A 25,194-nucleotide genomic window follows, 5' to 3' on the forward strand; every position below is an offset into this window, starting at 1 on the left:
TTATAGCGCTTTAGGCCATTTCTGCCTGCACTCTTGCCAGCGCCACTTCCACGACCTTATCCATATCATAATACTGGTACTCGCCCAGACGGCCGCCGAAAATCACGCCGTTCTCGCCTTCAGCCAATGCTTTGTACTTTACATACAGAGCGCTGTTCTTTTCGTCGTTGACCGGGTAGTACGGCTCATCGCCCAACTTCCACTCGGCGCTGTATTCCCGGCTGATGACCGTCTTTTCCTGGGTACCAAACTCAAAATGCTTATGCTCGATCACACGGGTATAGGGGGTCTCGGCGTCCGTATAGTTCACCACCGCATTGCCCTGGTAGTTGGTCTCGTCCAGCACCTCGGTCTCGAAGCGCACGCTGCGGTACTCCAGAACACCCAGCTTGTAGGCAAAGTAGGCATCAATGGGACCGGTGTAGACCACTTTGTCGGCCAGAGCATCCCATTCGGCCTTGTCCGCCAGATAATCCTGACCCAAGCGAACCTCCACGCCCTCCAGCATATTTGCCACCATGGCAGTGTAGCCGCCCACGGGAATTCCCTGATACAGAGCGTTGAAGTAATTATTGTCGTAAGTAAGACGTACCGGCAACCGCTTGATGATGAAGGCGGGCAGCTCGGTGCAGGGACGGCCCCACTGCTTCTCCGTGTAGCCCTTAATCAGCTTCTCATAGATGTCCACACCCACCAGATTGATGGCCTGCTCCTCCAGGTTCTTCGGGTTCTCGGTATAGCTGGCTTTGCGCTGCTCCTCGATTTTAGCCGCGGCCTCAGCGGGAGTGATCACGCCCCACATCTTATTGAAGGTATTCATATTGAAGGGCAGGTTGTAAATCTCACCCTTGTAATTTGCGATGGGACTGTTGGTGTACCGGTTGAAGACGGCAAACCCGTTCAGGTAATCCCATACCTCCTTGTTGTTGGTGTGGAAGATGTGCGCACCATACTGATGCACCTGAATGCCCTCCACCTCATGGGTATAAATATTGCCCGCGATGTGGTCCCGTTTATCGATCACCAGGCAGCGCTTGCCTGCCTTCGTCAATTCATGAGCAAACACCGCGCCATACAACCCGGCGCCGACGATCAGGTAATCATATTGTTTTTTCATTCTGTTCCTCTCCTAAGAAATGGCCAATATGCTCCATACTAATTTCTAATCATACCTCGTTTCGGCATATTTTGCAACGCAAAAAGGTGTTTTTCCCCTTTCCAATTGATTACAAATGCTGGCCGAATTTCCTGCTGTGCCGCCATTTTTTGCCGGTCCGACTCCATGCCCTTCAGAAAACAGAAGGAGAGGGCCGCTCTCTTTGAGCGGCCCTCTCCTGGATGACGGAATGAGTAGATTTTAGTAATCTTCCGGGATCAGCACACCATAGGTGCCGTTCGCCCGGCGGTAAACCAGCTGAATCTGGCCATCGTCCATGTTGCGGTACAGGTAGAAGCTGTGCCCCAGCAGGTTCATCTGCAGGATCGCCTCTTCGGTGGTGCAAGGCTTCACCACGAAGCGCTTCTCGCGGATCACATCGTAGCTTTCCTCCGGTTCCGGCTCAGCGGGCCATTCCACGGCTACCGAACGGGTGAGCTTGTCGCCCAGGCGCTTGCGGTTCTTCACGAGGCGGCGGGTGAGCAGATCAACTGCATCGTCCAGGGCGTCTTCCATGCGTTCCTGCATCTTTTCCGCCCGGATCACAAGGCCCTTTTCCCGCACTGTTATCTCAACGGTCTGGCCGCTTTTCTCCACTGTCACCGTTACCTGCGCTTCGGCCTCGCCGGCAAAGAACTTGTCCAGCTTGTCCAGCTTTGCCTGCGCTTTCTCGATGAAACTGGGTTTCAGGGAAACTTTTCTGCCAGTGCATGTGACCTTCATAAAACCAATGCCTCCTTTGTGGCAAATATCCCGGACATATTTTGTGCTATCCGCATTGATATCTGCCGTTCTGATGGTTATATTGTATCACATTTGTACAAAAAGAAACAGAGTAAAACCGCACTAACTTGTAAACTTTTTGTGTTGCAACAGTGACAAAACGCTTTCGGTCAGGAAATGAACAAAAAAGCCCGCGGCCGCTGCCTTTTAGCAGGGAACCGCGGGTTTCTTTTCCTGTTTTTCGTTGATCAGCCACGCCGGCGGGAATACCCACCGCCGCGCCGGTTTTCGGTGACGCGCTTCAGGTCGGAGATCTTCTCCTCGCTCTGGCTCTTGAACTTGGCCATCATATCCTCAAAGCTCAGATCACCCTGGGGCTGCTGAGCCTTGGGCTGCCACACCCGGGGACCGTCGTTCCGGTTCTGACGGGGAGGACGGCCGCCGTTCGCGCCGCCCTGACGGGCGGGCCGGGCCGGACGGGGCTCCGGCGGCAGGGTGCGCTTGATGGAGAGGGCGATCTTGCCGTCCTCGCCGATGTTCATTACCTTCACCTTCACGGTCTGGCCCTCGGTGAGTACCGTGGACAGATCCTCAATAAAGCTGTTGGAAACCTCCGAAATGTGTACCATGCCGGTTTTGCCTTCCGGCAGCGCGACAAACGCGCCGAACTTCTTCACGCCAGTAATCTTGCCTTCCAGGATCGCTCCTACCTCTAACTGTAACGCCATGTAACCCCTGTTTCTCCTATTATTTCAAAAATTATTTTTTATGTAAAAGGCCCGCAACGCCGGCATCGAATACCGGCCGCCCTTTGCATCCTGTTTATTTTCCGGTCATATCCACAAAGACACGCTCGTTGGGCTTCGCATAACCCAGCTGGTCCCGGGCGACCCGTTCCACGATCTCTTCATCGGTGCCGGATTGCAGAATCCGGCTGAGCTCGTCGTTCTGGGCCTGCTGCGCTTCCAGCTGCTGCTCCACTGCATCCAGCTGCTGCCGCTTGGCGGCAATCTCCACCTGGTTGAACACCATGCCCACCACCAGATAAGCGGCCAGCGCCACAAGGCCCAGCCGCAGCACGAGGGAAGAAACGCCGCCCTTCTTTTTCTCAATCTTGGTCATACCCGGCAGCCCCCCTTTGCCGGCGTGCTTTGCGGTACGCCTCAAACCTGGTATTGATTAGAATTATACAACACCTTGGCCTTTTTTTGCAACTGTTTTGTTTGTCGTTTTACCAGAGCACTGTGCAGTTTTTTCCGGGTTCTCCCCGCCCCGCGGCCGCACAGGCGGCCCACCGGACGCACCGCTGTGATCCAGAACAGGCGAACCGGCAGCAGCACCAGCCATTTTACCAGATTTCGCAGCGCTGCAAGACCGGGCGCCAGTACAAAAAAATACCCCCACAGCCCGACCGCAGCACCAGCAGCCATATACCACCGCACGGTGCCGCTGTAGCTGCGGCCTGCCGCAAAGCTGTGCAGCAGCACCGCCGCGCAGGCAAAGGCCGCCAGATCCAGCACCAGACATACCGGGCGGCTGCCGCCCAGCAGCCAGCGCGCCGCGTCGTAAACCGCCGCCAGCAGCAGGCCCAGTCCCAGGCAGCACAGCGCGTCCGCCAGGGCCAGCGCTTCGGGAATGTGCGCGGCCATACACGCTCAGCGGGCCAGGCGGCGCAGAAAGCCGCCCGGGCTCTTCACTGGTTCCGAATACTGCATGTACTCGATGGTGCCGAAGATCTTCAGCTCGCCGGTCTGGATGGAAAGCTCGCTCACCTGGATGTTTCGCCCTCCGATCACCAGTGTACCCAGCTGGGTCTCCAGGGTGGCCCCCTGTTCGTCGTAGCTAACAATCCGGGTCACACCGGTGGCAGTCAGGGTTCGCCGGTCCTCTACGATCAGATTGTGTGGCAGCTTGACCGGTTCCGGCGCGGCCTGTTCAAAACGTTTTTCCTGCATTCTTTCACCTGCTTTTGCCGCAAGGGCTTTTTGCACATTGTATGCAAAAGCAGGCGGGCATTATTCCTCGATGACCTGGTACATCTCCCGGGCCACGTCCTTGCCCATAGGCGCGTCGGTAGACAGCACCTTCACTTTTACCGGCTTGTTGCCGAAGGTGATCTCGATCACATCGTCCACCTTTACCGCGTAGCTGGCTTTGGCGGGCTTGCCGTTCACCAGGATACGGCCTGCGTCGGCCACTTCGTTGGCCACGGTGCGCCGCTTGATCAGGCGGCTGACCTTCAGATATTTGTCAATGCGCATTGCTTGTTCCTTTCCTCGGATACGAAAAATCCCGCCGCCGGGGCCGTGAGGCCGCCGGAAGCGGGCAGTGTATTCCAAAAAGCTTACTTCGCCACGGCGTCCTTCAGGGCCTTGCCAGCCTTGAAAGCGGGAGTGGTGGTAGCGGGGATGGTGATCTCCTCTTTGGTGCGGGGGTTGCGGCCCTTGCGAGCGGGACGCTCACGGGTCTCGAAGGTGCCAAAGCCGACCAGAGACACCTTGTCGCCCTCGGCCAAAGCCTTGGTGATGGCTTCCACAGTAGCGTTCACAGCCTGCTCAGCGTCTTTTTTAGAAAGGCCAGCGTTCTCGGCGACCGCGGCGATCAGTTCAACTTTCGTCATGTTCATATACCTCCAAATGATTTATCAGTAACAAAGGCGTTACACCTTTGAGGACTGCTCCTCGTTCTTGGCCTGCCGCCAAAGGGCGCGGCGCTCCTCGTCGCTCAGACCGGCAAGCGCTTCGCTTCCGGCCAGCTCTTCACAGCGGATGATCCGGCTCTGGTAACGGTCGGACGCGCCGGTGAGCACCTGCTCCGGGTCCACGCCCAGCGCGCGGGCCAGACCGGCAGCGGCAAACAGCAGGTCGCCTGCTTCTTCGGCCGCATTCCCCTGCCCCTGCATCGCCTGTTCCAGCTCTGCCAGCTCGTCCTTCACGTCGTTCAGCGCATCCTCCGGCTCCTGGTAGGCAAAGCCGTAGGCTCTGGCCCGCTTCTGCAGCTTGGCCGCCCGCATCAGTGCCGGGAAAGAGCGGGGCACGCTCTCCAGCCGGTCCTTTGCAGTGGCACGTCCCTTCTCGGCATTTTTCAGCGCCTCCCAGTTGGCAAGTGCCTGGCCGGTGGTGGCTGCAGCGGATTCTTCCCCGAACACATGGGGGTGGCGGTAGATCAGCTTTTTGCAGATGCCGTCGCACACATCGTCAAACGTGAATGTGCCCTTCTCGGCTTCCATCTGGCTGTGCAGCGCCACCTGGAGCATCACATCCCCCAGCTCCTCGCGCAGCAGGTGTGCGTCGTTCTGGTCGATGGCATCCACCGCTTCATAGGTTTCCTCAATGAAGTTCATTCGGATGGATGCATGGGTCTGCTCCCGGTCCCAGGGGCAGCCGCCCTGCGGTGCGCGCAGCTGCGCCACGATACGCACCAGATCCTGTGCGTCATACCGCTCTTTGGGTGTGAAGCCCATGGAAACCGCCCCCTTCGCCTTGTGACTCCTCATATTCTACCCTAGATAAAGCGCCATTTCAAGCCCTTTTCCCCTATTTTTGGCCCCCGAGGGCCGTTTTCATACCATGCTATAGAAATCCTGCCCACTTTGACGTTTTTTTATGGTAAAAACAAAGATTTTTCGCGCGTTTTTTCCCCATTTTTCCTGCACAGAAAAAGCGGGCGGAAGGCGCTTTCACGCTCTCCGCCCGCACAAGATTCAGTTGGTTTCACGGTTTTTGGCAGGCAGGGTGAATACCACGGCCTGGCCTACGCCCGCGTCGCCGATCTTAAAGCTGTGCCCCGCAGCAAGAACAAAACAGGGCATCCTCGTCGACCTCCGCGCCGCACTGGGGGCAGGTCTTTTTGCCGGGCTCCTGAGCGGGTGCGGTGTAGGTGTAGGTATAAGTGGTCTGACCCTGGCTCTCCTGCTTTTTCAGCGTCTCGATTTCCTCTTCGATGGCGCTGATGGCATCCACATATTTTTTCACCAGCAGATCGTTCTTCTCGCCGTTCTTCTCCAGGCTGTAGACCAGCGCGCCCAACTGGCGCTGCGCCTTGCTCAGGCGGGTCTGGGCATTCATCAGGTCAACCTGCTTCTTGCCCTTCTGGGCCAGATCGGTGGCGGTCTTCTTCGCACTGTCGGCCAGCTGCGCACCGGTCTCCAGGATCTTATCCAAATCGATATTCATAGCCAAACACCTCTTTCTTTTATGGTGCGGCGCGTCCAGCGCGCCGGGAATGCGTTGCTTGTTGTTTCATTATACTCTAAGGCGCTGCGGCACGCAACGGCTCAGCCCAAAAATTCCCGGAGCATGGAGTTCTCCGGCACCAGGTCCAGGCTCAGCGGCTCCACCAGCGAGAAGCAGCCAGCCAGTGCGTTCAGCCGCTCGGCGTTGGGGTGATCTTCCGGCAGCTCGCCCGCCAGCGGGGTCACAAAGGGGGCCAGCAGGCAGATCTCGTAGCTGAAGGAGGTATCCATCAAAAGGTCGGCTTCCTTCTTGAACACCTTGATGAACTTATCCTCACCGGCACACACCCGCTCCCACATGTTCAGGGTCTTTTCCAGGCTGTGGCCCCGGAACTTGTAGTCCCGCACCATACGGCGGGCCAGACGGATATCCCGGGTGGGCAGCACCCGCTGGCCCCGGTGGCTGTATTCCTCCCGCAGGCCCGCGTACACCTTATACACCTGATTGCGGGGAAGGCTGTCGGTGAGCTGGGGATTCAGCGCGTGGATGCCCTCCACGATGCACACCCCGCCCTTCAGCTCCAGGGGAATTTTTTCCGGCTTCCGGTTCTCGGTAAGGAAGTCGAACTCCGGCAGCTCGGTGCGGCCGGTGGTGATCAGCTCCTTCAAACAGCGCTGAATCTCATCCACATCCAGGGCGGTGATGTTCTCGTAATCCTTGGTGCCGTCCGGCAGACGAGGATACTCGTTCAGGTTTTTATAAAAATTGTCCAGGCTTACCACCTGGGCCGCCACGCCGCGCAGCCGCAGCGCCTCGGCCAGCTTGTGAGCCGTGGTGGTTTTGCCGGAGGCGGAGGGGCCGGTGAGCATGACCACCGAGCAGCCGCTGGCCAGCACCTCGCTGGCAGCGGCGTGCACCCTGCCCTCATATTCATGCTCGCAGTGGCGGGCAAAGCTGGCCGCGCTTTCGGCGGCGGTATTGATCAGACTGACCTCAACCAGTCGTTTCGGAATCCAGATAGCGGGCATAGAATGCACTCACTCCCTCTTTGCGGCGGAGCATCTCGTCGAAACCGTCGATGTATTCCGCCGGGTATTTGTAGTTGAAGATCCGCTCGATGCGGCTGCCGCCCGGCTGGCACAGCTTGGTGCTGCCGCCCGCACCGGCGGACAGGATGGAGTGGATCTCCTCCATGATATAAATATTATAGTACCCCTCATAGCCGGGTTTACACCAGCCGGTGTTTTCCAGGTTTTTCAGGGTATTCTTCTGCCGGTAGAGATAGTACGGCCGGTAGCCCGCATCCGCCAGGCGCTGGTTTGCCAGCTCCACCATAGCGGCCACGTCGGCGTAGGCCTCATCCCGGTTTTCGATCACCAGATTGGACGCCCGCTTCAGGGTAAGGGTATGCACCGTAATGTTCTCCGGGTCCAGGGCAATGGCCTGGTCCAGACTGGCGGCAAAGCTCTCCACCGTGTCGCCGGGAAGGCCTGCAATCAGGTCCATGTTAATATTGCCATGACCGACCTGCCGCGCTTCGCCAAAGCACCGCAGGATGTCTGCGGCGGAATGCTTGCGGCCGATGTTGGCCAGCACCTGGTCGTTGAAGGTCTGAGGATTGATGGAGATGCGGCTTGCGCCGTATTCCTTGATGACCGCCAGCTTCTCCGCGTCGGTGCAGTCGGGACGGCCAGCCTCTACGGTGTACTCCTCCAACCGGGAAAGATCAAAGCACTCCCGCACAGTGCCCATCAGCTGGCGCAGCTGGTCCGCCGAAAGGCTGGTGGGGGTACCGCCGCCGATGTAGATGGTTTTCAGGTTCAGCCCGCAGTGCTCGGCCTGCCGCTTCATCTCCCGCACTTCCTCGCACAGCTTATCCACATAGGGCTGCACCAGCTTCTGGTCCCGGCCGATGGTACGGGACACAAAACTGCAATAGCTGCACCGGGACGGGCAGAACGGGATGCCGATGTACAGGCTGTAGTCCAGCGGCTGACAACCGGCAATGATGGGCTTTTGCAGGTCCGCGATCTGCAGCGCCAGAGAAAAGCGCTCAGGGGTGCAGTCATAACGGTCCACAAACAGGTTTCGGATGGCCTCCTCCGACCAACCCTCAGCCCGTTTGTCGTGGATGATGCGCACCGGGCGCACGCCGGTGAGCTTGCCCCAGGGCATGCGCAGGCCGGTGGCCTGGCCCAGCAGCTCATACAAAAGGCTGCACAGGGCAAACTCCACGCTCTCGCCCTCCTGGGGCAGGGGCGCGGTACGCACCAGACACTTACCGCCCCTCCGAACACCCACCGCCAGACAGCAGCGGCCCGCAGCGGCAAAGACCATATCCTCACCGCGGACATATTTGGTGGTCAGACTGGCGCCGGGGAAAAACATACGGGCAATGTTCTCTGGCTCGTAGCCGGAGACGCCGCCCTTGATATGAATCAGCATAAATGCTCCTCGTCTTGCTTTAAACAAACATCAGATAGGGATTTTCGGCTTTTTCCTGGCCCAGGGTGGTAAAATCGCCGTGGCCGGGCAGCACCGTGGTGTCATCCTCCAGGGGCAGCGCCTTGATTTTTTTCAGGCTGGCCCGCTGGTCGGCAGGGCTGCCGCCCTCCAGATCGGTACGCCCCACACCGCCGGCGAACAGGGTATCACCCGCAAAGAGCAGGCCGGCACACTCGATGATCCAGGAACCGGCAGTATGCCCCGGCGTGTGCCAGGGAGTAAACTGCGCCTCATCCACCTGAATGGGGGCGCCGTCCTCGTAGCAGGCGTCGCTTTTGGCCACCGGGTACATCTCGTTCCCCTTCGCGTCGGCGGGGTCCAGCCAGACCGGGCAGTTCCAGCGGCGGTGCAGCTCCTCCACGCTGTACACATGGTCGAAGTGGCCATGGGTCAGGAAGATACGGGTCAGCTTCGCGTTCTTCTCGGCCAGCAGGCGGTCGATCTCGTCCGCCGCCGGGGCCGGGTCCACCGCCACGGCGTTGCCCTGGTCGGTGACGATCACAAAGCTGTTGGTATAATAGGGCGCGGGGCCCCGCAGATGATATACGTTCATGGGGTCTCCTTCTTGTTCGGAAAATCGTTTACCACTCGTCGGTATCGATCACAATGGTCACCGGGCCGTCGTTGGTCAGGCTCAGCTGCATGTCGGCGCCGAATTCGCCGTGCTGCACCTCTTTCAGGCCCTGCTCGTTCATCTTCTCCAGGAACAGCTCATAGGCCTGCACCGAGAGCGGGGGCTTGGCGGCGGCAATAAAGCTGGGCCGCTTGCCCTTTTTCGTGTCCGCGTAGAGGGTGAAATTGCTCACCACCAGGGCGGAATAACCCAGCTCCACGGCGCTCTTGTTCAATTTGCCCGCCTCGTCGGAAAAGATGCGCAGATGGGCGCACTTTTCCGCCAGCTTGGGCACGATAGCCAGGGTGTCGGTATCCTTCACGCCCAGCAGAATCACCAGTCCGGGACCGATGGGCCGGGGCGCGCCCCCGTCCACCACCACGCTGGCGCTGGTCACACGCTGTATTACAGCTCGCATTGGTTTTCTCCTTGTTCTTGAGATATTTATACGCGCATCACACTGACCACGTCCTTCACCCGGCGCAGCTTGGCCAGCACGCTGTTCAGATGCTCGGTGCTGGCGATGCCGATGGTGAGCGACATGGAAGCGCGGCCATTGTCCACCGCGCGGGCGCTCATGGCATACACCGGCACCCGCAGCTCGGTCAGGGCCATGGCCACATCGCCCACCAGACCGCTGCGGTCCATGGCGGTGAGTTCCAGGGTGGCCTTGTAGTTCTCCTGCTTGGTGTCCTCCCAGTAAGCGCGGACCCAGCGGCCCCGGTTCTCCGGGTCATTCATGCTGGCCTGGGCATTCTGGCAGTCCTTTTTGTGGATGGATACGCCGAAGCCGCGGGTGATGAAGCCCACGATCTCGTCGCCGGGCAGGGGGCTGCAGCATTTGGCGAACTTCACCGGGCAGTTGTCGATGCCTTCCACCACAACGCCGTCGCTGCCCTTGTACTTCTTCAGAGGGATATCGGCCATCTGGTTGGCGGCCTTCTCGTCGCCCGCCTTCAGCTTGCCGTATTCGTCCTTGATCTTGCCCATCAGACGGCTGATCTGCAGGCCGCCGTAGCCCAGCGCCGCATACATTTCATCGGCGCTGTTCAGCCGCTGGCGGCGGGCGATCTCGGCCATGAATTCATCCCACTTGTCGTCCGGGACGGTGATCAGGTTGCGGCGCATCTCCCGTTCCAGGGCGGCGCGGCCTTCCTGAATGTTTTCCTCCCGGCGCTCCTTCTTGAACCAGTTGCGGATCTTGTTCCGGGCCTCGCTGGTGGTCACGATCTTGAGCCAGTCACGGCTGGGGCCCTTGTCCGCCGGGCCGGTGATGATCTCGATGATCTCGCCGGTGACCACCTTGTGGTCGATGGGCACGATACGGCTGTTCACCTTGGCGCCGATCATCCGGTTACCCACCGCCGAATGGATGGCGTAGGCAAAGTCGATGGCGGTGGCGCCGGCGGGCAGATTGATCACATCGCCCTTGGGCGTAAAGGCAAACACCTCTTCAGGCAGCAGGTCGCCCTTGATGTCCTGCAGCAGGCTGCCCGCGTCCTCGTTCTCCCGCTGACTTTCCAGCAGCTGGCGTACCCAGGCCAGGCGCTCCTCCAGACGGTCGCTGCCACCGCTCTGGATGCCGGCCTTGTATTTCCAGTGAGCCGCCACGCCGTATTCCGCCATCTGATCCATCTCGCGAGTGCGAATCTGCACCTCGAAGGGAATGCCCTCATGGCCGATGACGGTGGTGTGCAGAGACTGGTAGCCGTTGGGCTTGGGGGTGGAGATATAGTCCTTGAACCGGTTGGGCAGCGGGTGGTACATGTCGTGGATTACACCCAAAGCATTGTAGCACTCGGCCACCGTGTCCAGGATGATGCGCACCGCGTATACATCGTAGATCTCTTCAAAGTCCCGGTTCTGCATGAACATCTTGCGGTAGATGCCGTAGACGCTCTTGACCCGGCTCTTCATGATGGCTTCCGGCATGCCGTTTTCGGCCAGCCGTTCCCGGATGACCTCGGCAATGTTCGTTACGAATTCCCGGCCGCCGTTTTCCGCCAGCAGGTCCTTGATGTTCTGGTAGCCCACCGGGTCCAGATAACGCAGGCTGCGGTCCTCCAGCTCTTCCTTGATGTTGCTGATGCCCAGACGGTGGGCAATGGGCGCGTAGACCTCCATGGTCTCCAGGGCTTTGTCCCGCCGTTTCTGCTCGGGCCAGGCGTCGCCGGTGCGCATATTGTGCAGCCGGTCGCACAGCTTGATAATCATGACCCGAACATCCTGGCTCATGGCCATGAGCATCTTGCGCAGGTTCTCGGCCTGCTGCTCCTCCACCGAGGAGAACTTGATCTTGGTCAGCTTGGTCACGCCGTCCACCATGTGGGCCACGTCCGCGCCAAACTGGCTTTCCAGCTCATCCAGCGTGACGGAGGTATCCTCCACCACGTCGTGCATCAGGGCAGCGGCCAGGCTCTCGGTGTCCATACCCAGGTCCACCAGCAGCATGGCAACATGCAGCGGGTGGCAGATATAGGGCTCGCCGGAGCGGCGGAACTGGCCGTCGTGGGCCCGGGCCGCCAGCTGGTACGCTTTGTCCAGCATCTCCATATCGTAGGGGCGGCCCGATTCCAGGACCATTTGCTTCAAATCATCATATACTACATATCCAGCCATGGATCATGCCTCCAGTGCCTTGAGTATCGGGGCCGAGAACAGGTCCTGTTTCTGGGCCACCGGTACCGGCGCATACTTTTTGGCCCCGCCGGTCTCGCAGATCTCCACGAGGCCCAGCTGGGTCAGGGCGGTCAAACCCGCCAGAATCCGCCCGGTATTCTCCGGGCCGAGCTTTGCGAAAACCGGCTGCAGGTCCTGCGCCCACACCTCACCCTTCTGGATCATGCGGTAAAGCGTCACGATCAGGGCGCGCTGGGGCAGCAGCTCCTGCCGCTGCCGGTCCGGCAGCTTGCTGCCGTGTAAAAAGGCGTCGAAAAGCGCCGCCTGCCGGGCAGTCTGGGCAGGCAGGCCCGCGGGGCGCAGCTCCCGTATACGGCCGGACAGCTGGGGCCCATTCTTGCCTTGATAGATGGACAGAGTGATGGCGGCATCCACCCGGTCACCGGTCTGGTAGGGCAGCTGAGCCACGCTCACACCGAAATAGGCAGCGTACAGGCAGCTCCCGCCCTGGCGCAGCCGCAGCCGGCAGTGCCGCCCATCGCTCACCGGATAAACGCCTTCGATCAGCGCGTTTTCCAGAAGGAACAGGGGCGCGGGATTTCCGTTGCCGCAGGGGGCCAGGTAGTCCAGGCCCTCCACCTCCTGCACGGTCAGGGTATCCAGCCGGACGGTCACATCCAGTTCAAGCGGCGGGCTTTCCAGCACCGGGTATTCCCGGGCGGCAAACTCGTTCAGCGCCTTGCGCAGCGCCGGGATATTCTCTTCCTTCACCGAGAGACCCGCAGCCAGTGCATGGCCGCCAAACCGCAGCAGCAACTCGCCGCAGGCGCTGATGGCCTTGTGCAGATTGAAGCCGGGCACACTGCGGCCGGAGCCCTTGCCCTCGCCCTCCTGCACACTGATCACGATCACCGGCTTGCCGTAATGCTCCACCAGACGGCTGGCCACAATGCCGATCACTCCGGGGTGGTAATCCTGGCCCCAGACCAGAATCACCCGGTCGTTCTGACGGGCAGGGTCCGCCGCCAGCTGGGCTTCGGCTTCGGCCATGATGCGCTGCTCGGCCTCCTGCCGGGCAACGTTGCTGGCCACCAGCTGGTCGGTGAGCTGTTGGGCGCGGCCTTCATCCTCACACAACAGCAGCTGCAGCGCACTCACCGCGGAATCCATCCGTCCGGCAGCATTCAGCCGGGGCGCAATGGCAAAACTGATGCTCTCGCTGGTCACGGGCTTGTCGCCCAGGCCGCAGGCTTCCAGCAATGCCAGAAGGCCGGGACGTTCGCTGTTTTGCAGCGCATAAAGGCCATGTTTTACAATGGTTCGGTTCTCTCCCTGCAGCACCATCACGTCCGCCACGGTGCCAATGGCCGCCAGATCGCCGCAGAAATCCAGCAGCAGTTCCGGCTCGCAGCCATCCAGCGCGGCGCACAGCTTGAAGGCCACACCCGCACCGGAAAGGGTCTTGCAGGGGCTTGTATCATCCGCCCGGGCGGGGTCCACCACCGCCACCGCTTCCGGCAGGGTTTCGCCGGGCAGGTGGTGGTCGGTGATTACCAGGTCCACGCCCAGCTCTTTGGCCCGCCGGGCCTCCTGGACGGCGGTGATGCCGTTATCCACCGTAATAATAAGCTTATAGCCTTTTTCGGCCAGCTGCTCCACGATGGCGTTGGTCAAGCCGTAGCCATCCTCTTCGCGGCTGGGCAGCTTGCAGCGCACATTGGCGCCCATGCCCCGCAGATGGGAATATAAAAGGGCGGTGGCAGTCACGCCGTCCACATCGTAATCGCCGAAGATCACAATGGGCTGCTCTTCGTCCACCGCCTGTAAGATCCGCTGGACTGCTTTGTCCATATCCTGCATCAGAAACGGGTCGGACAGGGGAGCGTCCTGCTCCAGAAATTCCATGGCCTGCTCGGGGCTGCTCATGCCCCGGGCCACCAGGATACGCGCCAGAAGCAGCGGCGCGCCGATGGCGTTTGCCAGCCGTGCGGCGGCCTGCTCATCGGGCTGCTTGACTTGCCAGGCTCGATAGGTCATTGATTGCTTTGCTCCTTTGAATAGAAAGTATCGTCCGCCGAAAGACCGTCCTGGGCCAGCATGGCCTGCATGGCGCTGATCTCGGTGGATACATCCAGCGCGGCGTCGCTGAGCAGATCGTCGCGCAGGTTCTCGAAGGCGCGGTTCACCGTGTGCAGGATGCCGGTGATCTCCAGCTTGATGTTTCCTGCCACATCGCCCTTCTGGTCCTTCACATCATCGTAGGTTTTCAGCAGCTTCAGAGTAGTGGGCATATAGTACCGCACCAGACGGCGCACCTTTCCGGCGCTGTTCGGGTGGTCCTCCACCCAATCCAGAATCTCACCGGCCTGGGTCTGCATGCGCACCAGCTCCTGCTGCAGGTCCGGCTCGTCCGCTGCGGCGGCCGCATGCTCGCCCAGTACCTTCAGGAACTGGGCACCCTGCTCCAGAGTCGCCCTCAGCTCGGCGCCTGCCGGGTCAGCCTCTTCCTGCTGACGGCGGGTCTCCTGGGCACGGCGCTCCTCTTCCTGGGCGCGCTGCAGCTCCCGGTATTCCGCTGCGTTCAGGAAAAACCGGCCCTCTTCCTCATCCAAATAAGCGTTGGGCAGCCAGCCCTTGCGGATCATCAGAGTCAGGTCTTTTTTTACAAAGGGGACCGGACGCTGCACCACCTCGCTGAGCCGGGTCAGCGGAACGTTGGTCTGCTGGCCCATCCCCATCAGGTAGCGCTTGCGGCGGAAGCGCCGCCCCGGCTGCAAAAACAGCCAGCGAGCACCCAGAGAAACAGCAACGCAGAGTCCCAGTGAGATGAAGCTGAGCACGACATCTGTTGCAAAAACTTCAGGAATGCCATACATAAGTCCTGCCACAAAGATCAGTATGCTGAACAAACCCAGCACCACGGCGCAGCCCACCGCAATAGTGCCCCCCATCATGCATAGGCCATTGGCCAGCGTTTCACCCAGCCGATCCGCTGCCTGATCCATCCGGACAACTGCCCGGTTCGAAGCGGCATGAGTCTGCGGTGCGGCGTAACGGGGCGCACCTGTAGTGGAAGGCCGCACGGGCTGCGGAGGCTGCTGGCCCTGCTTGCCCGCTGCCTGAGCTTCGTTCAGGCTCTTCTGCACCTGATCCCAGCCCTCTTTCAAACCACGGCCCACCTCAGTGGCCACGGTGGCCCCCAGCTCATTCATGCTGCGGCACACCTCATCCCAGGGGTCCTGACCGCCGGGAGCGCGGCCGCCGGTCTGGCTGCGGCGCTGCTGGCCCTGCCGGCCCCAGGCATCGTATTCATACGGTCGTTTCTCTGCCATCTTCTCTTCCCCATCCATTCCGTTTTATCGTTCCGGCCTGCCGGGCAGTGCCCGAAAAGCCCCAGTTTACGTCATTCCTGCGGACCGCCAAGAGCCATCAGTGCCCGGGCGCAACGCAGGCCGTCCACCGCGGCGCTCACAATGCCGCCCGCATAACCCGCACCCTCACCGCAGGGGTACAGCCCCGGCAGCGCGGTACATTGCAGGTCCTCCCCCCGCTCCAGCCGCACCGGGCTGGAGGTGCGGGTTTCCAGGCCGGTGAGCACTGCGTCTGCCGCGGTATAGCCCCGCAGCTTGCGCTCAAAGGCGGAAAGGCCAGTGCGCAGCGTTCCGGCCAGCTTTTCGGGCAGCAGGCTGCCCAGATCGTAGGCGCGCACGCCCCGGTCGTAGGTGGGCTCTACCCTGCCCAAGTCCAGACGGCCCTTGCCCTGCAAAAAGCTCTGCACGGTCTCCGCGGGGGCCACATAACCGCCGCCGCCCGCCGCATAGGCCGCCTGCTCCAGCTGCCGCTGGAAGGCAATGGCCTTGACCGGGTCCTGGCCGAAGTCCCGGCCGTCCACGCTGACCACCACTGCCGCGTTGGCGTTTTTGCCTGCCCGGGCGTGGTAGCTCATACCATTGGTGAGCGCGCCTCCCTCCTCGCTGGCCGAGGCGACCACCTGACCGCCGGGACACATGCAGAAGGTGTAAACGCAGCGCTCACCCACGTGCTGGCTGAGCTGGTACTCCCCTCGGGGCAGAGCCGGATGGCCCGCCGCCTGGTGGTAAAGACTTTTTTCAATCTCGGTTTGCAGATGCTCCGCACGGAAGCCCACCGAGAAGGGCTTGCAGACAAGGGGCAATCCCTCGTTTTGCAGCATTTCAAAGGTATCCCGCGCCGAGTGGCCCACGGCCAGAATCAGCGCCGGGGTGGAAATATCTCCCCCGGTGGTCTGCACGCCGCAGAGCTTTCCGTTTTCCCGGATCAGTCCGGTGAGGCGGGTATTGAAGCGCACCTCGCCGCCCAGCTGCTGGATCTCGCCCCGGATGGATTGGATCACACCCCGCAGCAGATCGGTGCCCACATGGGGCTTCTGCCGGTAGGCGATCTCGGCCGGTGCGCCGTGGCGCAGCAGGGTCTGGGTCACAAAACCGCACAGCTCGTCGTTGATGCGGGTGGTGAGCTTACCGTCGGAAAAGGTGCCCGCGCCGCCCTCGCCAAACTGGATGTTCGCGTTGGGGTCCAGCTGGCCGGTGGCGGAAAAGTGCTCCACTGCCTTGACCCGCTCCTCCAAAGCCGGACCACGCTCCAGCACGATGGGCCGGTACCCCGCCCGGGCCAGTGCCAGCGCGGCGAACAGGCCGGCCGGACCGAGGCCGCACACCACAGGGCGGCCGCCCAGCGGCGTTTTGGCGATTTCAGGCCGGAATGCCACCTGCTTGGATATAGCAACGCAGGGCGCGGCCCCGGCCAAGGCCGGTTCCGCACCCTCGTTTTTCAAGGTGATGGCGATGGTATACACCAGCACGGGTTTACCGTGCCGGGCATCCACCGAAAGCTTTGCCACCCCCGCGCTGGCCACCTGGCTTTCAGGCAGGCGCAGGGTTTTCAAGGCCATGGCTTTGGCCTGCTGTTCGGGCTGGGGCACGTTCAGCCCCACCCGAAGCCCTCGAATCAACAGCATTTTTTCTGATCAGCTCCCGGAATTTACTGTGATGGAACACTCTACCGAATAGCTGCCCACTGCAAAAATGGTGCTGGAAGAGGGCACCGATATGGAGGCCGAAAGGTTCTCCGTGCCTTCGACCACCTGACTCTGGCTCATATCCACTGTGGCCACCACGCTGCTGGGCGACAGCTCCTCCAGCTCGTCCTCAGGGCCGATCAGAGTCACGTTGGACACCTTGGTATCGTTCACCTTCACGGTGTAGCCATCCGGCATATTGATGGTGCGGATGTTCGCCACGTTCAGTGTACGGCTTGCAAGGCCGGTGGTGTCAAAGCTCAGGGTGATGGTCTTCACATTGTTCTTGCTTTCCACGCCCTTGGGCAGGTTCACGGTCAGGCTATAGGACTTATCCAGCTCGAAGGTGGACAGGTCAAAGTCGCTTACCGCCAGCTCGGTCAGGCTTTCCAGCGTCTCGGGGCGGCCGCTCACCACCATCGTCTCCTGCGACAGGGTATGGTTCAGGGTGTTCAGGTCGAAGCCCTCCGGCACGTTGATGAAGTTCACCGCCAGGGGCAGCTCCTTGGTCTGATAGATATTGATGGTCACATCCACCACCGTGGTGTCCATGGTGGTGTACTGCAGGCTCAGGGGCTGGCCCTGGGCGTCCTGGGCTTCCAGCGCGACCGTTTTGATCTTGCTTTCCGACATGTTCTCCAAATCGGAGCTGGGCTCTACCCGGGCCACGATCCGGTCGATGCTGTCCACCTCGCTGGCGGGACCGTTCACGGTCACCGAACTGGGGGACGCCACGGTGCCCTGCAGGATATAGCCCTCGGCGATAGTCAGATCGCTGGCCTGCACCTGCACGGTGAAGGTCTTCTCCTCCACGGAATCGAACACCACGCTGACCCGTTCGTCCTTATTCACGGTAGCCTTCACCTGGCTGGCACTGTCCCGCACCAGCACGCGCAGGGGCAGGGTCACCTCGCCGGGGCCGTTCACCGAAGAATAGTCCGGGTAGACCACGAAGTCCTCGGCCTTCAGCCCGCTCAGGTCATAGCCGTTGCCCTCCAGCTTCAGGGAAACGCTTTTTTCCGGGTTGTTCACAATATCCAGGCCTTTGCTGGTATAGCTTGTGGAATTGTAGGTAAAGTCCACCGGCACATTGTAAAGGGTGAAGGTGGAATTGGGGTTGATCACCATGGTGACCACCATCCACATCGCCACCGCCAGCAGGATGGACAGCGCGACGGAAAAGCGCCGGTCGTCCAGCAGAGATTTATCTTTGTCCTTTTTCATTCTTTTTTCTCCAGAAAGAAGATTTTTTAGGAGTTTCCTGCTGTTCGGGAGGAACCAGCTCCTCCTGCAGCAGATTGAACAGATTCTGACGGTCCAGCCGGCGGATCAGCACGCCGTTCTTTGCCAGCGAGATGATGCCGGTCTCTTCACTGACCACCACCACCACGGCGTCGGAATTTTCGCTCATACCCAGCGCCGCCCGGTGACGGGTGCCCATGTCCTTGCCGATCTCCAGATTATCCGACAGCGGCAGCACGCAGCCCGCCGCCTTCAGCATACCGTCGCGCACCACCACGGCACCGTCGTGCAAGGGGGTACCTTCGTAAAAGATGGTGCCCAGCATCTCCCGGTTCACGTCGCCGTTCAGCGGGGTGCCGGTGCGGATGATCTCGGACAGGTTGGTGTTGCGCTCCAGCACGATCAGCGCGCCGGTGTTGGTGTCGGACAACTGCTCCGCGGCGTCGCAGATGGCCAGGCAGGCGTTCTGCCACTGGGCGCGCAGGCCCGGGTCCATCCGACGGCTGCGCAGCAGCTTGGACGCCCATTTATCCGTGCGGCCCATCTGCTCCAGCGCCCGGCGAAGCTCCGGCTGGAACAGTACCACCAGCGCCAGGATACCGACCTGCAGCACGCCGTTCATGACCCACATCACGGTGCGCAGCCCGAAGATATACGCCAGCGCATACACCGCGACCACAACAATTGCGCCCTTGGCCAGCTGCGCGGCCCTGGTCTTGCGGATCACTGCCAGCAGCTCGTAAATCACGAAGGCGACGATGGCAATATCCAGAATATTCTGCGGCTGCAGCCAGATGGACATCAAATTGCCCACAAACTGGCTGATCTCAAACCCATTCGCCACAAAAAAACCTCCTGTTTGCGCCGGTCCGGTCCGTTTGATCCGGCGGCGCAGTGTTTCAAAACTCCATGTGATTCGGCGCTCGGCGCACCCCGGCCAGAACCGCCGGGCAGCGCGCCGCATCTGCGCATGTTACCATTGTTAGTATAGCACACGCCCGCAGGCTTGAAAACCTTTTTTTGGGTCTGCCGGTCAGCGGGTAATCAGCGCCACCGCATGCACTGCAATGCCTTCGCCTGCACCGGTAAAGCCAAGCTTTTCCTCCGTGGTGGCCTTGACGCTCACCTGCTCCTCCGAAATACCGAAGGCCTCGGCCAGGTTCCGGCGCATGGTGGGAATATGCGGCGCCAGCTTGGGCGCCTGGCACAGGATGGTGGAGTCGATGTTTTCGATCTTCCAGCCCTGCTCGGCCATCAGTCGGGCCACATGACGGGCCAGCTCCAGGCTGTCCGCCCCCTTATACGCGGGGTCGGTATCCGGGAAATGCTTGCCGATGTCGCCCAGAGCGGCAGCGCCCAGCACTGCGTCCATCACCGCATGGGCCAATACGTCCGCGTCAGAGTGGCCCAGCAGCCCCTTCTCGTAGGGGATGTCCACCCCGCCCAGGATCAGTCGGCGGCCCTCCACCAGCTTATGTACATCATATCCATGGCCAATGCGCATGCTTGTCTCTCCTTTCAGGTCCTCGGGTGTAGTGATTTTATAGTTGGCATAATCGCCCGCGGTCAGCACCACCGTTTTTCCCGCCTGCTCGAACAGCTGGCAGTCATCGGTGATGGAATCGTCCGCTGCATGAGCCAGCAATTCCAGATACAGCGCCCGGTCAAAGCACTGAGGCGTCTGCACTGCGAACAGACTCTCGCGGGGCGGGGTGCCCTTTACCTGACCGTTCTCCGTCTGCTTGATGGTGTCTTTTACCGGTACTGCCGGGGCAGCTGCGCCGGTGCTTGCCGCTGCCTCCAGTGCCTGGGTGATCACCGCCGCGCTTACAAAGGGACGGGCGGCGTCGTGGATGGCCACCAGCTCACCGCTGGCCGCGCTCACACCGTTGCGCACGCTGATCGCCCGGGTGGCTCCACCGCGCACCAGAATCACCGGCTTTTCACAGGCAGCTGCCGCCGCACGAGCGGGGCCCTCATTTTCGCCGGTCACCAGCACGATGTCCTTCACCAGCGGGTGCCGGTCGAAGGCCCGCAGGCTCATTTCCAGCACAGTGCCGCCGGAAATACGGCAGGAAAGTTTATCAAAGCCCATCCGGCGGGAAGAACCGGCGGCCACGATCACAGCGGTAACGGTTTTGTTCATGCTTGGTGCCTCCTGGCGCGGAATCGCCCGCCCTGCAAAGCGTTCCGCTTTCATTGTTTATAACAAGATCCATTATACCGTATCCCGCTCTAAAAATCCACCGGCTGCACACCACCCGCGCACAAAAAACAGGCCGCTCCGGCACCATATGCCGAAACGGCCCGTTCTCTCCCCCGTCTTTTTGCGTACTCAGGCCTGACGCTGCTTTTTGTCCAGGCGCATCCGGTCGCTGATCATGGCAACAAACTCCGAGTTGGTGGGCTTGCCCCGCAGATTGTGGATGGTGTAGCCAAAGTAGCTGTTCAGTGTATCCACATCACCCCGATCCCAGGCAACCTCGATGGCGTGGCGAATGGCTCGTTCCACCCGGCTGGCAGTGGTGCCGTTCTGTTTGGCGATCTCCGGATACAGCCGCTTGGTCACCGCGTTGATGTAATCCTGATCCTCCATGGTCAGCAGGATGGCGTCCCGCAAAAACTGGTAACCCTTGATGTGGGCGGGAACTCCGATCTGATGCAGGATCTCGCTGACCCGCACCTCGTCATTGCCGGTGCCGATCTGCCGGTGTACCGGCGCCTTGCCCAGAGCCTTCAGCGCCCGGCTTGCCAGGATCTGCTCATCGAAGGGCCGCACATAATAGAAGGCAAATCCGCTTTCCAGCAGCTCCTGTTCCGCTTCCTCATTCTGAAAAGGCCCGGTGGCAAAGAAAACGGCGCTGCCTCCCTGCGCTTCATAGCGCTGCTTCACCGCCAGTGCATCCAGCCCGGGCATGAACACCTCCAAAAGAACCGCACGGGGCCGGTATTCCAGCATTTTCTCCAGCACCTGCGCGCCGTCCTTGGGGCAGACGACGACCTCCATGCCGCGGCCTTCCAATGCGGCCACGCAGGCGGCAGTGGCCGCTTCGCCCAGATCAGTCATCAAGAATTTCATGGTTTCCATTGCTATTTCCTCCTGTTTTTACATCCGTTTTGCGGGTGGTTTCGCTGTGTTGTTTTAACAATGGAAATTTTACCATATATTTCCAGCTATTGCAATAGCAAATTCCAGGTTTTACCATATTTTTGGAAATATTTTCCTGATACTATTCTTCCCTATGACCCGACTCGTGCAAAACTGCCGGTTTTCTTTTTCGTTCGACAGCAGCAGAGCTTTTAGGAATTGGAAACCAACTTCCAATTGGACCCAGACCGCGCTTTGTTTCCTTCCCTCTTGCCTTGGAAACAGAAAGCGCAGCCCTGCACACAAAGGCTCAGAGCTGCGCTTCTACCGTTTTTGATTGTATCTCATTGCTCTTTTTCCCGGGCTGCCCAGAAAACAAAGACCAACACCGAAAACGCCACCACATGCAGTACAACATTCGGCAGGGTAAAATTATAAGTATTGGACACCTCTCCACACTCCAGCAGAAAACGGCAAGCCAATCCCACACAGGAGAACGCCACGGTTGCCAGAGTCACCAACCACGCCTTTGTTTTCCCAAAAAGCCACCGCAGCATTCGCCCCAGTATTGCCGCGGAAGCAACCACCGTATAGAGGTTCAGTGCCACAAGCGTCAGCGGCCACTCCTTATTCAGGTTATACAGCGGAAAGCCGCAGCAGTTGATAAACACCATAAAAGCGAAAACAAACATACAAATCGCACGCCGGTGTCTTTCCATGCGTATTTTCAGTTCATCCATACCCCATACCTCGCTTTACGGCCGTCCCCTCAGGCAGACTGCGAACGGAAGGCGGTTCTCTTCCCCCAGGCATAGCCGCATCCAAAAATTACGATCATATAGAGGACCGCAATCACCTGCAGCGCCAATGCGGTCGCCTCGCCAATATAATTGGGCTGGGCTTCAAACAGCATCGCCCGTCTTCCAAAAAGATACGTGGGCGTAGCTGCGGAAAACATCTGCGACGCAGCCGCCAAAAATAAATTGACGTTTTCATCTGTCAGAAGGACACACTGCCACACATACACCGCAAGCGACAGGATTCCCACCGCATTCCCGATGAGAATTGAGCAAGGCGCATTCCATCCGGAACATGCATACTGGCTTCCAAGATAAAACCAGAATATCGTTGTGGCCAGAGGCAGCAGGAAAAAGAGAAGCGAGCCGACCACAGGCACAAACAGGGTAAAATTCACAACAAGCCCAACTGCAACCGGAACAAGCGTTAGCAAAACCAGCATACTTTTCTTCATTCTGCTCACTCCTTTTCGGATTCAGACGAAAATTCTTTACTATTATAATACTCTCCTTTTCTGCTGTTGTCAGCACTGGTTTCACAGTTATGTAAGGCAGCCCGCCCGGCTGCCGGTTTTATCCGTCTGTTTTCATCGGAGCAAAGCTGTCCGCCGTTTCCAGCATGGTCTATGCAAAAATGCCGTAGCCGCGGGTGGGATCGTTCACCAGTACATGGGTCACCGCCCCTACCAGTTTGCCATCCTGCTCGATGGGGCTGCCGCTCACCAGTGATTACAATTATTTCGGGATACAAAACCGGGCCTGCAAATTGCTGCAGGCCCGGAAGTGTCTAATTTGGATTTTTCAAAGCAAACCGGAATTTATTTTCTTTCGCCTTTGCAGAAGAGCAAGACAACATTTACTACCAACAGAGCATATGTTATCCATGCGGATGTTTCAAATTTTCCAAAGAACATATCAAATGTCCACACACCATCCCCAAAGATACCAAACACAGCATGAAGAAGGCTATGTGCTGCATACCCATCATGATAGACTGCTCCCGTGTTGAAAAGTAAACTCAGGCCTAAATCAACAGTACAAAATAGCGAAATCAAAAACACAATTGCCGCAATTATCCTAATAGTTTTGAAATGTTTCATACACCAGTTCACTCCTCAAACTGAAACCAGTTTATCTTTGGAAATTTCTGCTTTTTGCCGTAAAAACAATCAATGTTACCGTCAAAATAAGTATCCATAAAGGCAGGCCATATACTGCACCAATACCATAGTCCAAATATGTGCCGTTATGGTAATAGATAATCGCCCATATAAGATCGTTAATTACTTCTGCAATCATCAGGCCAATCAACATATTCTTGATACCTGCCTTGGTGCGATTATGCTTAAATAAAAGACCAATTCCCAAATATGCTGCAACACAAACAAACCAAAACAAGAGCCACAGTTCTGCTCCATGGACTTTCGACAAAGAATAAATAGCAGTCACCATGTGATCACCTTCCTTTGTTAAATTCTGATTTATCCTATCGCCTATGTGTGTGGCCAAGGTTCTAAACATTCTGGCTCTTTATTTTTATTGTATCATAAATTACAAAGGAGAAAAGAAAAAGTTGCCCCTGTGAGGCCTCACAGGGGCAATAAAATTCACTTCAACTTGTCTGTTTTGCCTGTGCCAGACCGTCCGCCGTTTCCAGCATGGTCTGTGCAAAGATGCCATAGCCGCGGGTAGGGTCGTTCACCAGTACATGGGTCACCGCCCCTACCAGCTTGCCATCCTGCTCGATGGGGCTGCCGCTCATTCCCTGCACAATGCCGCCGGTGGCGCTCAGCAGCTGCGGGTCTGTTACCCGAATGACCATATTCCGGTTCGGGTCCTCCTGCCCAAGGGACACACGCTCGATCTCCACATCATACCACTGCGGTGTGGTTCCCTCCAGTGTGGTGAGGATACGGGCCGGGCCGCAGCGCACCTCCTGTGCCTGCGACACGATCATATCCTGCCCGCTGCACAGCACCCGAATGCGCCCATAAACGCCAGTGGCTCCATTGACCAGGATGTCCCCCATGGCAATCTGACTGGTAAAACGCCCCTTCAGCTCGCCAGGCACTCCCGCCTCACCTTTTTCATAGCCGGTAATGGTCACCGGGGCGATCTCACCGCTGCGCAGGGCAATGCTCTGGCCGGTATCCGCATCGCTGATCGGATGCCCCAACCCGCCGTACATACCGGTGGAATTGTCCACAAAAGTAAGCGTACCGATACCTGCTGAGGAATCCCGCACCCACATGCCTGCCCGCCAGGAACCGCTCTCCTCATCCCGCACCGGTTCCAGGCTGGCGGTATGCTGCTGGCCGCTGCGCTGGTAGATCACCTCCACCGGACGACCCGCGGCTTCCTGCAAAGCGTCGGCTACGTCTTGATTATCGTGGGTCGCCGCACCATCGATGGACAGAATACGGTCTCCTATTTTCAGTCCGGCACTTTTTGCCGGGTTCGCACCGCCGCCCGGGGCCGGGACATCGGTAAATCCAACAATGGTTGCCCCTTCCGCAAACATTTTGATTCCGAATGGAGTACCGCACACGGTCACGGCCCGCTGATCCACTGCCACCGCACGCACGGTCTTTACCGGAACGCGGCCCAGTATGCTCAGCGTTACATTGTAGCTACCGCCCACGGGCACAGCCCCCGCCTGGGCAGCTCCACTTTGCTGCATGGGCTGCAGCCAAGGCAGCTGAGCAATGCGCAGGGTCTGCCCCTGCTCCACCAAAAAGGTATCGGGCAGCTGGCAATACAAGTATCCCCACCCGCATGCAAACAGCGCACCAGCCGCCGCAAGGGCCGCCAAGCTGCGCCGGATCCAGTGAATCATACGAAACGCTCCTTTGAAAATAGTCTTATGGTTCAGTATGCACAGGTTTGGGCTGTTTCATGTAAGCGGATGGAGCGTAATGCAGCTGCCGGGCTTTTGATTGACAAAACCGGCCGGGTCTGATATAGTAAACATACATCCAATGCATTCGCTGCATTTGGATGCATGCGGATCAGGCGTTTTGCCCCGCCTCGGGTGTCCTCCCCGGGTGAAAATGGAGGATTTTTTCTTGTGCGGATATGGCGGAATTGGCAGACGCGCTGGTTTTAGGTGCTGTCACCTCAGTGAAGAATTTTTCATCAATCAGGTAAAAGCAGGCGTGGCCTGTTTTTATGGATGCGGATCAAGCGCAATGCTCCGCCTCGGGTATCCCCTCCCTGAGTA

Annotated in this window: 27 protein-coding genes and 1 pseudogene; all 28 read right to left on the minus strand. The window is 59.2% G+C overall.

All coding sequences use genetic code 11. The features are described 5' to 3' along the window. Positions 1 to 10 precede the first annotated feature (10 nt). Positions 11 to 1,117, minus strand: a complete 1,107-nt coding sequence (gene glf / locus B5G03_RS13420) for a UDP-galactopyranose mutase (protein WP_087182196.1) — start codon at positions 1,115 to 1,117, stop codon at positions 11 to 13. Between the two features lie 240 nt (positions 1,118 to 1,357). Continuing rightward, positions 1,358 to 1,879, minus strand: coding sequence for a ribosome hibernation-promoting factor, HPF/YfiA family (hpf, locus tag B5G03_RS13425; RefSeq protein WP_087182197.1), 522 nt, complete (start codon positions 1,877 to 1,879; stop codon positions 1,358 to 1,360). Positions 1,880 to 2,127: 248 nt separating this feature from the next. Then, positions 2,128 to 2,607, minus strand: a complete 480-nt coding sequence (locus B5G03_RS13430; protein WP_058966707.1) for a S1 RNA-binding domain-containing protein — start codon at positions 2,605 to 2,607, stop codon at positions 2,128 to 2,130. Positions 2,608 to 2,701: 94 nt separating this feature from the next. Continuing rightward, entirely contained in the window at positions 2,702 to 3,001 is a 300-nt protein-coding gene (locus tag B5G03_RS13435) for an FtsB family cell division protein (protein ID WP_087182198.1), read from the minus strand. Positions 3,002 to 3,042: 41 nt separating this feature from the next. Continuing rightward, the gene (locus tag B5G03_RS13440) at positions 3,043 to 3,528 is read right to left on the minus strand and encodes a hypothetical protein (RefSeq protein WP_087182199.1); all 486 of its coding nucleotides are present in this window, start codon (positions 3,526 to 3,528) and stop codon (positions 3,043 to 3,045) included. 6 nt (positions 3,529 to 3,534) lie between these two features. After that, positions 3,535 to 3,834 carry a YabP/YqfC family sporulation protein gene (locus B5G03_RS13445; protein WP_087182200.1) on the minus strand — a complete coding sequence of 100 codons (300 nt, stop codon included), beginning with the start codon at positions 3,832 to 3,834 and terminating at the stop codon, positions 3,535 to 3,537. 60 nt (positions 3,835 to 3,894) lie between these two features. Then, a complete protein-coding gene (locus tag B5G03_RS13450; RefSeq protein WP_058966714.1) occupies positions 3,895 to 4,140 on the minus strand; it encodes an RNA-binding S4 domain-containing protein in 246 nt (81 codons plus the stop codon). An 83-nt stretch (positions 4,141 to 4,223) separates the two neighbouring features. Further along, entirely contained in the window at positions 4,224 to 4,499 is a 276-nt protein-coding gene (locus B5G03_RS13455) for an HU family DNA-binding protein (protein WP_058966716.1), read from the minus strand. A 39-nt stretch (positions 4,500 to 4,538) separates the two neighbouring features. Beyond that, positions 4,539 to 5,342: a nucleoside triphosphate pyrophosphohydrolase gene (gene mazG, locus B5G03_RS13460; protein ID WP_087182201.1), complete on the minus strand. Its 804-nt coding sequence runs from the start codon at positions 5,340 to 5,342 to the stop codon at positions 4,539 to 4,541. A gap of 310 nt (positions 5,343 to 5,652) precedes the next feature. Then, on the minus strand, positions 5,653 to 6,054 hold the full coding sequence (locus B5G03_RS13465) for a zinc ribbon domain-containing protein (RefSeq protein WP_242962454.1): 402 nt from the start codon (positions 6,052 to 6,054) through the stop codon (positions 5,653 to 5,655). Positions 6,055 to 6,155: 101 nt separating this feature from the next. Next, positions 6,156 to 7,082 carry a nucleoside kinase gene (locus tag B5G03_RS13470; protein ID WP_087182202.1) on the minus strand — a complete coding sequence of 309 codons (927 nt, stop codon included), beginning with the start codon at positions 7,080 to 7,082 and terminating at the stop codon, positions 6,156 to 6,158. After that, positions 7,048 to 8,499: a coproporphyrinogen dehydrogenase HemZ gene (hemZ, locus tag B5G03_RS13475; RefSeq protein ID WP_087182203.1), complete on the minus strand. Its 1,452-nt coding sequence runs from the start codon at positions 8,497 to 8,499 to the stop codon at positions 7,048 to 7,050. Before hemZ ends, B5G03_RS13470 begins: the two co-directional genes overlap by 35 nt. Before the next feature lie 19 nt (positions 8,500 to 8,518). Continuing rightward, complete coding sequence (locus B5G03_RS13480) at positions 8,519 to 9,112, minus strand: MBL fold metallo-hydrolase (protein WP_087182204.1); 594 nt, start codon at positions 9,110 to 9,112, stop codon at positions 8,519 to 8,521. Between the two features lie 28 nt (positions 9,113 to 9,140). Then, positions 9,141 to 9,590, minus strand: a complete 450-nt coding sequence (dtd, locus tag B5G03_RS13485; protein WP_087182205.1) for a D-aminoacyl-tRNA deacylase — start codon at positions 9,588 to 9,590, stop codon at positions 9,141 to 9,143. A 26-nt stretch (positions 9,591 to 9,616) separates the two neighbouring features. Further along, on the minus strand, positions 9,617 to 11,791 hold the full coding sequence (locus B5G03_RS13490; RefSeq protein ID WP_087182206.1) for a RelA/SpoT family protein: 2,175 nt from the start codon (positions 11,789 to 11,791) through the stop codon (positions 9,617 to 9,619). A 3-nt stretch (positions 11,792 to 11,794) separates the two neighbouring features. Next, the gene (gene recJ / locus B5G03_RS13495) at positions 11,795 to 13,828 is read right to left on the minus strand and encodes a single-stranded-DNA-specific exonuclease RecJ (protein WP_087182207.1); all 2,034 of its coding nucleotides are present in this window, start codon (positions 13,826 to 13,828) and stop codon (positions 11,795 to 11,797) included. Continuing rightward, positions 13,825 to 15,123, minus strand: a complete 1,299-nt coding sequence (locus B5G03_RS13500) for a hypothetical protein (RefSeq protein WP_087182208.1) — start codon at positions 15,121 to 15,123, stop codon at positions 13,825 to 13,827. The genes recJ and B5G03_RS13500 overlap by 4 nt, the downstream gene beginning before the upstream one ends. Positions 15,124 to 15,194: 71 nt before the next feature. Next, positions 15,195 to 16,787, minus strand: coding sequence for an NAD(P)/FAD-dependent oxidoreductase (locus B5G03_RS13505; protein WP_087182209.1), 1,593 nt, complete (start codon positions 16,785 to 16,787; stop codon positions 15,195 to 15,197). Positions 16,788 to 16,796: 9 nt separating this feature from the next. Further along, positions 16,797 to 18,071, minus strand: coding sequence for a CdaR family protein (locus B5G03_RS13510; protein ID WP_087182210.1), 1,275 nt, complete (start codon positions 18,069 to 18,071; stop codon positions 16,797 to 16,799). Then, complete coding sequence (gene cdaA / locus B5G03_RS13515) at positions 18,052 to 18,933, minus strand: diadenylate cyclase CdaA (protein WP_242962456.1); 882 nt, start codon at positions 18,931 to 18,933, stop codon at positions 18,052 to 18,054. Before cdaA ends, B5G03_RS13510 begins: the two co-directional genes overlap by 20 nt. Positions 18,934 to 19,122: 189 nt before the next feature. After that, positions 19,123 to 20,235, minus strand: a complete 1,113-nt coding sequence (gene ispF / locus B5G03_RS18015; RefSeq protein WP_087182211.1) for a 2-C-methyl-D-erythritol 2,4-cyclodiphosphate synthase — start codon at positions 20,233 to 20,235, stop codon at positions 19,123 to 19,125. A gap of 189 nt (positions 20,236 to 20,424) precedes the next feature. Continuing rightward, on the minus strand, positions 20,425 to 21,177 hold the full coding sequence (spo0A, locus tag B5G03_RS13525) for a sporulation transcription factor Spo0A (protein WP_087182212.1): 753 nt from the start codon (positions 21,175 to 21,177) through the stop codon (positions 20,425 to 20,427). A 344-nt stretch (positions 21,178 to 21,521) separates the two neighbouring features. Continuing rightward, complete coding sequence (locus tag B5G03_RS13530) at positions 21,522 to 21,917, minus strand: hypothetical protein (RefSeq protein ID WP_140401707.1); 396 nt, start codon at positions 21,915 to 21,917, stop codon at positions 21,522 to 21,524. A gap of 29 nt (positions 21,918 to 21,946) precedes the next feature. Further along, a complete protein-coding gene (locus tag B5G03_RS13535; protein WP_087182214.1) occupies positions 21,947 to 22,429 on the minus strand; it encodes a hypothetical protein in 483 nt (160 codons plus the stop codon). A 169-nt stretch (positions 22,430 to 22,598) separates the two neighbouring features. Further along, positions 22,599 to 22,697, minus strand: a pseudogene (locus B5G03_RS13540) (SpoIVB peptidase S55 domain-containing protein); the annotation flags it as partial. Between the two features lie 95 nt (positions 22,698 to 22,792). Next, positions 22,793 to 23,074 carry a hypothetical protein gene (locus tag B5G03_RS13545; RefSeq protein ID WP_087182215.1) on the minus strand — a complete coding sequence of 94 codons (282 nt, stop codon included), beginning with the start codon at positions 23,072 to 23,074 and terminating at the stop codon, positions 22,793 to 22,795. Positions 23,075 to 23,105: 31 nt separating this feature from the next. Continuing rightward, positions 23,106 to 23,426, minus strand: coding sequence for a hypothetical protein (locus B5G03_RS13550; protein ID WP_087182216.1), 321 nt, complete (start codon positions 23,424 to 23,426; stop codon positions 23,106 to 23,108). A gap of 160 nt (positions 23,427 to 23,586) precedes the next feature. Next, a complete protein-coding gene (spoIVB, locus tag B5G03_RS13555) occupies positions 23,587 to 24,810 on the minus strand; it encodes a SpoIVB peptidase (protein WP_087182217.1) in 1,224 nt (407 codons plus the stop codon). Between the last annotated feature and the right edge of the window lie 384 nt (positions 24,811 to 25,194).

The sequence above is a fragment of the Gemmiger sp. An50 genome (genome assembly GCF_002161595.1).
In the GTDB taxonomy this organism is placed as follows: domain Bacteria; phylum Bacillota; class Clostridia; order Oscillospirales; family Ruminococcaceae; genus Allofournierella.

Excerpts from the sequence above, each read along its gene's own strand:
- B5G03_RS13435 (WP_087182198.1), bottom strand. The coding sequence starts at position 3,001 with ATGACCAAGATTGAGAAAAAGAAGGGCGGCGTTTCTTCCCTCGTGCTG.
- B5G03_RS13450 (WP_058966714.1), bottom strand. The coding sequence starts at position 4,140 with ATGCGCATTGACAAATATCTGAAGGTCAGCCGCCTGATCAAGCGGCGC.
- spo0A (WP_087182212.1), bottom strand. The coding sequence starts at position 21,177 with ATGGAAACCATGAAATTCTTGATGACTGATCTGGGCGAAGCGGCCACT.
- B5G03_RS13470 (WP_087182202.1), bottom strand. The coding sequence starts at position 7,082 with ATGCCCGCTATCTGGATTCCGAAACGACTGGTTGAGGTCAGTCTGATC.
- glf (WP_087182196.1), bottom strand. The coding sequence starts at position 1,117 with ATGAAAAAACAATATGATTACCTGATCGTCGGCGCCGGGTTGTATGGC.
- ispF (WP_087182211.1), bottom strand. The coding sequence starts at position 20,235 with ATGAACAAAACCGTTACCGCTGTGATCGTGGCCGCCGGTTCTTCCCGC.
- B5G03_RS13440 (WP_087182199.1), bottom strand. The coding sequence starts at position 3,528 with ATGGCCGCGCACATTCCCGAAGCGCTGGCCCTGGCGGACGCGCTGTGC.
- B5G03_RS13490 (WP_087182206.1), bottom strand. The coding sequence starts at position 11,791 with ATGGCTGGATATGTAGTATATGATGATTTGAAGCAAATGGTCCTGGAA.
- B5G03_RS13445 (WP_087182200.1), bottom strand. The coding sequence starts at position 3,834 with ATGCAGGAAAAACGTTTTGAACAGGCCGCGCCGGAACCGGTCAAGCTG.
- B5G03_RS13465 (WP_242962454.1), bottom strand. The coding sequence starts at position 6,054 with ATGAATATCGATTTGGATAAGATCCTGGAGACCGGTGCGCAGCTGGCC.
- B5G03_RS13545 (WP_087182215.1), bottom strand. The coding sequence starts at position 23,074 with ATGAAACATTTCAAAACTATTAGGATAATTGCGGCAATTGTGTTTTTG.
- B5G03_RS13530 (WP_140401707.1), bottom strand. The coding sequence starts at position 21,917 with ATGGATGAACTGAAAATACGCATGGAAAGACACCGGCGTGCGATTTGT.
- spoIVB (WP_087182217.1), bottom strand. The coding sequence starts at position 24,810 with ATGATTCACTGGATCCGGCGCAGCTTGGCGGCCCTTGCGGCGGCTGGT.
- dtd (WP_087182205.1), bottom strand. The coding sequence starts at position 9,590 with ATGCGAGCTGTAATACAGCGTGTGACCAGCGCCAGCGTGGTGGTGGAC.
- B5G03_RS13505 (WP_087182209.1), bottom strand. The coding sequence starts at position 16,787 with ATGCTGTTGATTCGAGGGCTTCGGGTGGGGCTGAACGTGCCCCAGCCC.
- B5G03_RS13550 (WP_087182216.1), bottom strand. The coding sequence starts at position 23,426 with ATGGTGACTGCTATTTATTCTTTGTCGAAAGTCCATGGAGCAGAACTG.
- recJ (WP_087182207.1), bottom strand. The coding sequence starts at position 13,828 with ATGACCTATCGAGCCTGGCAAGTCAAGCAGCCCGATGAGCAGGCCGCC.
- B5G03_RS13455 (WP_058966716.1), bottom strand. The coding sequence starts at position 4,499 with ATGACGAAAGTTGAACTGATCGCCGCGGTCGCCGAGAACGCTGGCCTT.
- hpf (WP_087182197.1), bottom strand. The coding sequence starts at position 1,879 with ATGAAGGTCACATGCACTGGCAGAAAAGTTTCCCTGAAACCCAGTTTC.
- B5G03_RS13535 (WP_087182214.1), bottom strand. The coding sequence starts at position 22,429 with ATGAAGAAAAGTATGCTGGTTTTGCTAACGCTTGTTCCGGTTGCAGTT.
- B5G03_RS13430 (WP_058966707.1), bottom strand. The coding sequence starts at position 2,607 with ATGGCGTTACAGTTAGAGGTAGGAGCGATCCTGGAAGGCAAGATTACT.
- B5G03_RS13500 (WP_087182208.1), bottom strand. The coding sequence starts at position 15,123 with ATGGCAGAGAAACGACCGTATGAATACGATGCCTGGGGCCGGCAGGGC.
- B5G03_RS13510 (WP_087182210.1), bottom strand. The coding sequence starts at position 18,071 with ATGAAAAAGGACAAAGATAAATCTCTGCTGGACGACCGGCGCTTTTCC.
- hemZ (WP_087182203.1), bottom strand. The coding sequence starts at position 8,499 with ATGCTGATTCATATCAAGGGCGGCGTCTCCGGCTACGAGCCAGAGAAC.
- mazG (WP_087182201.1), bottom strand. The coding sequence starts at position 5,342 with ATGGGCTTCACACCCAAAGAGCGGTATGACGCACAGGATCTGGTGCGT.
- B5G03_RS13480 (WP_087182204.1), bottom strand. The coding sequence starts at position 9,112 with ATGAACGTATATCATCTGCGGGGCCCCGCGCCCTATTATACCAACAGC.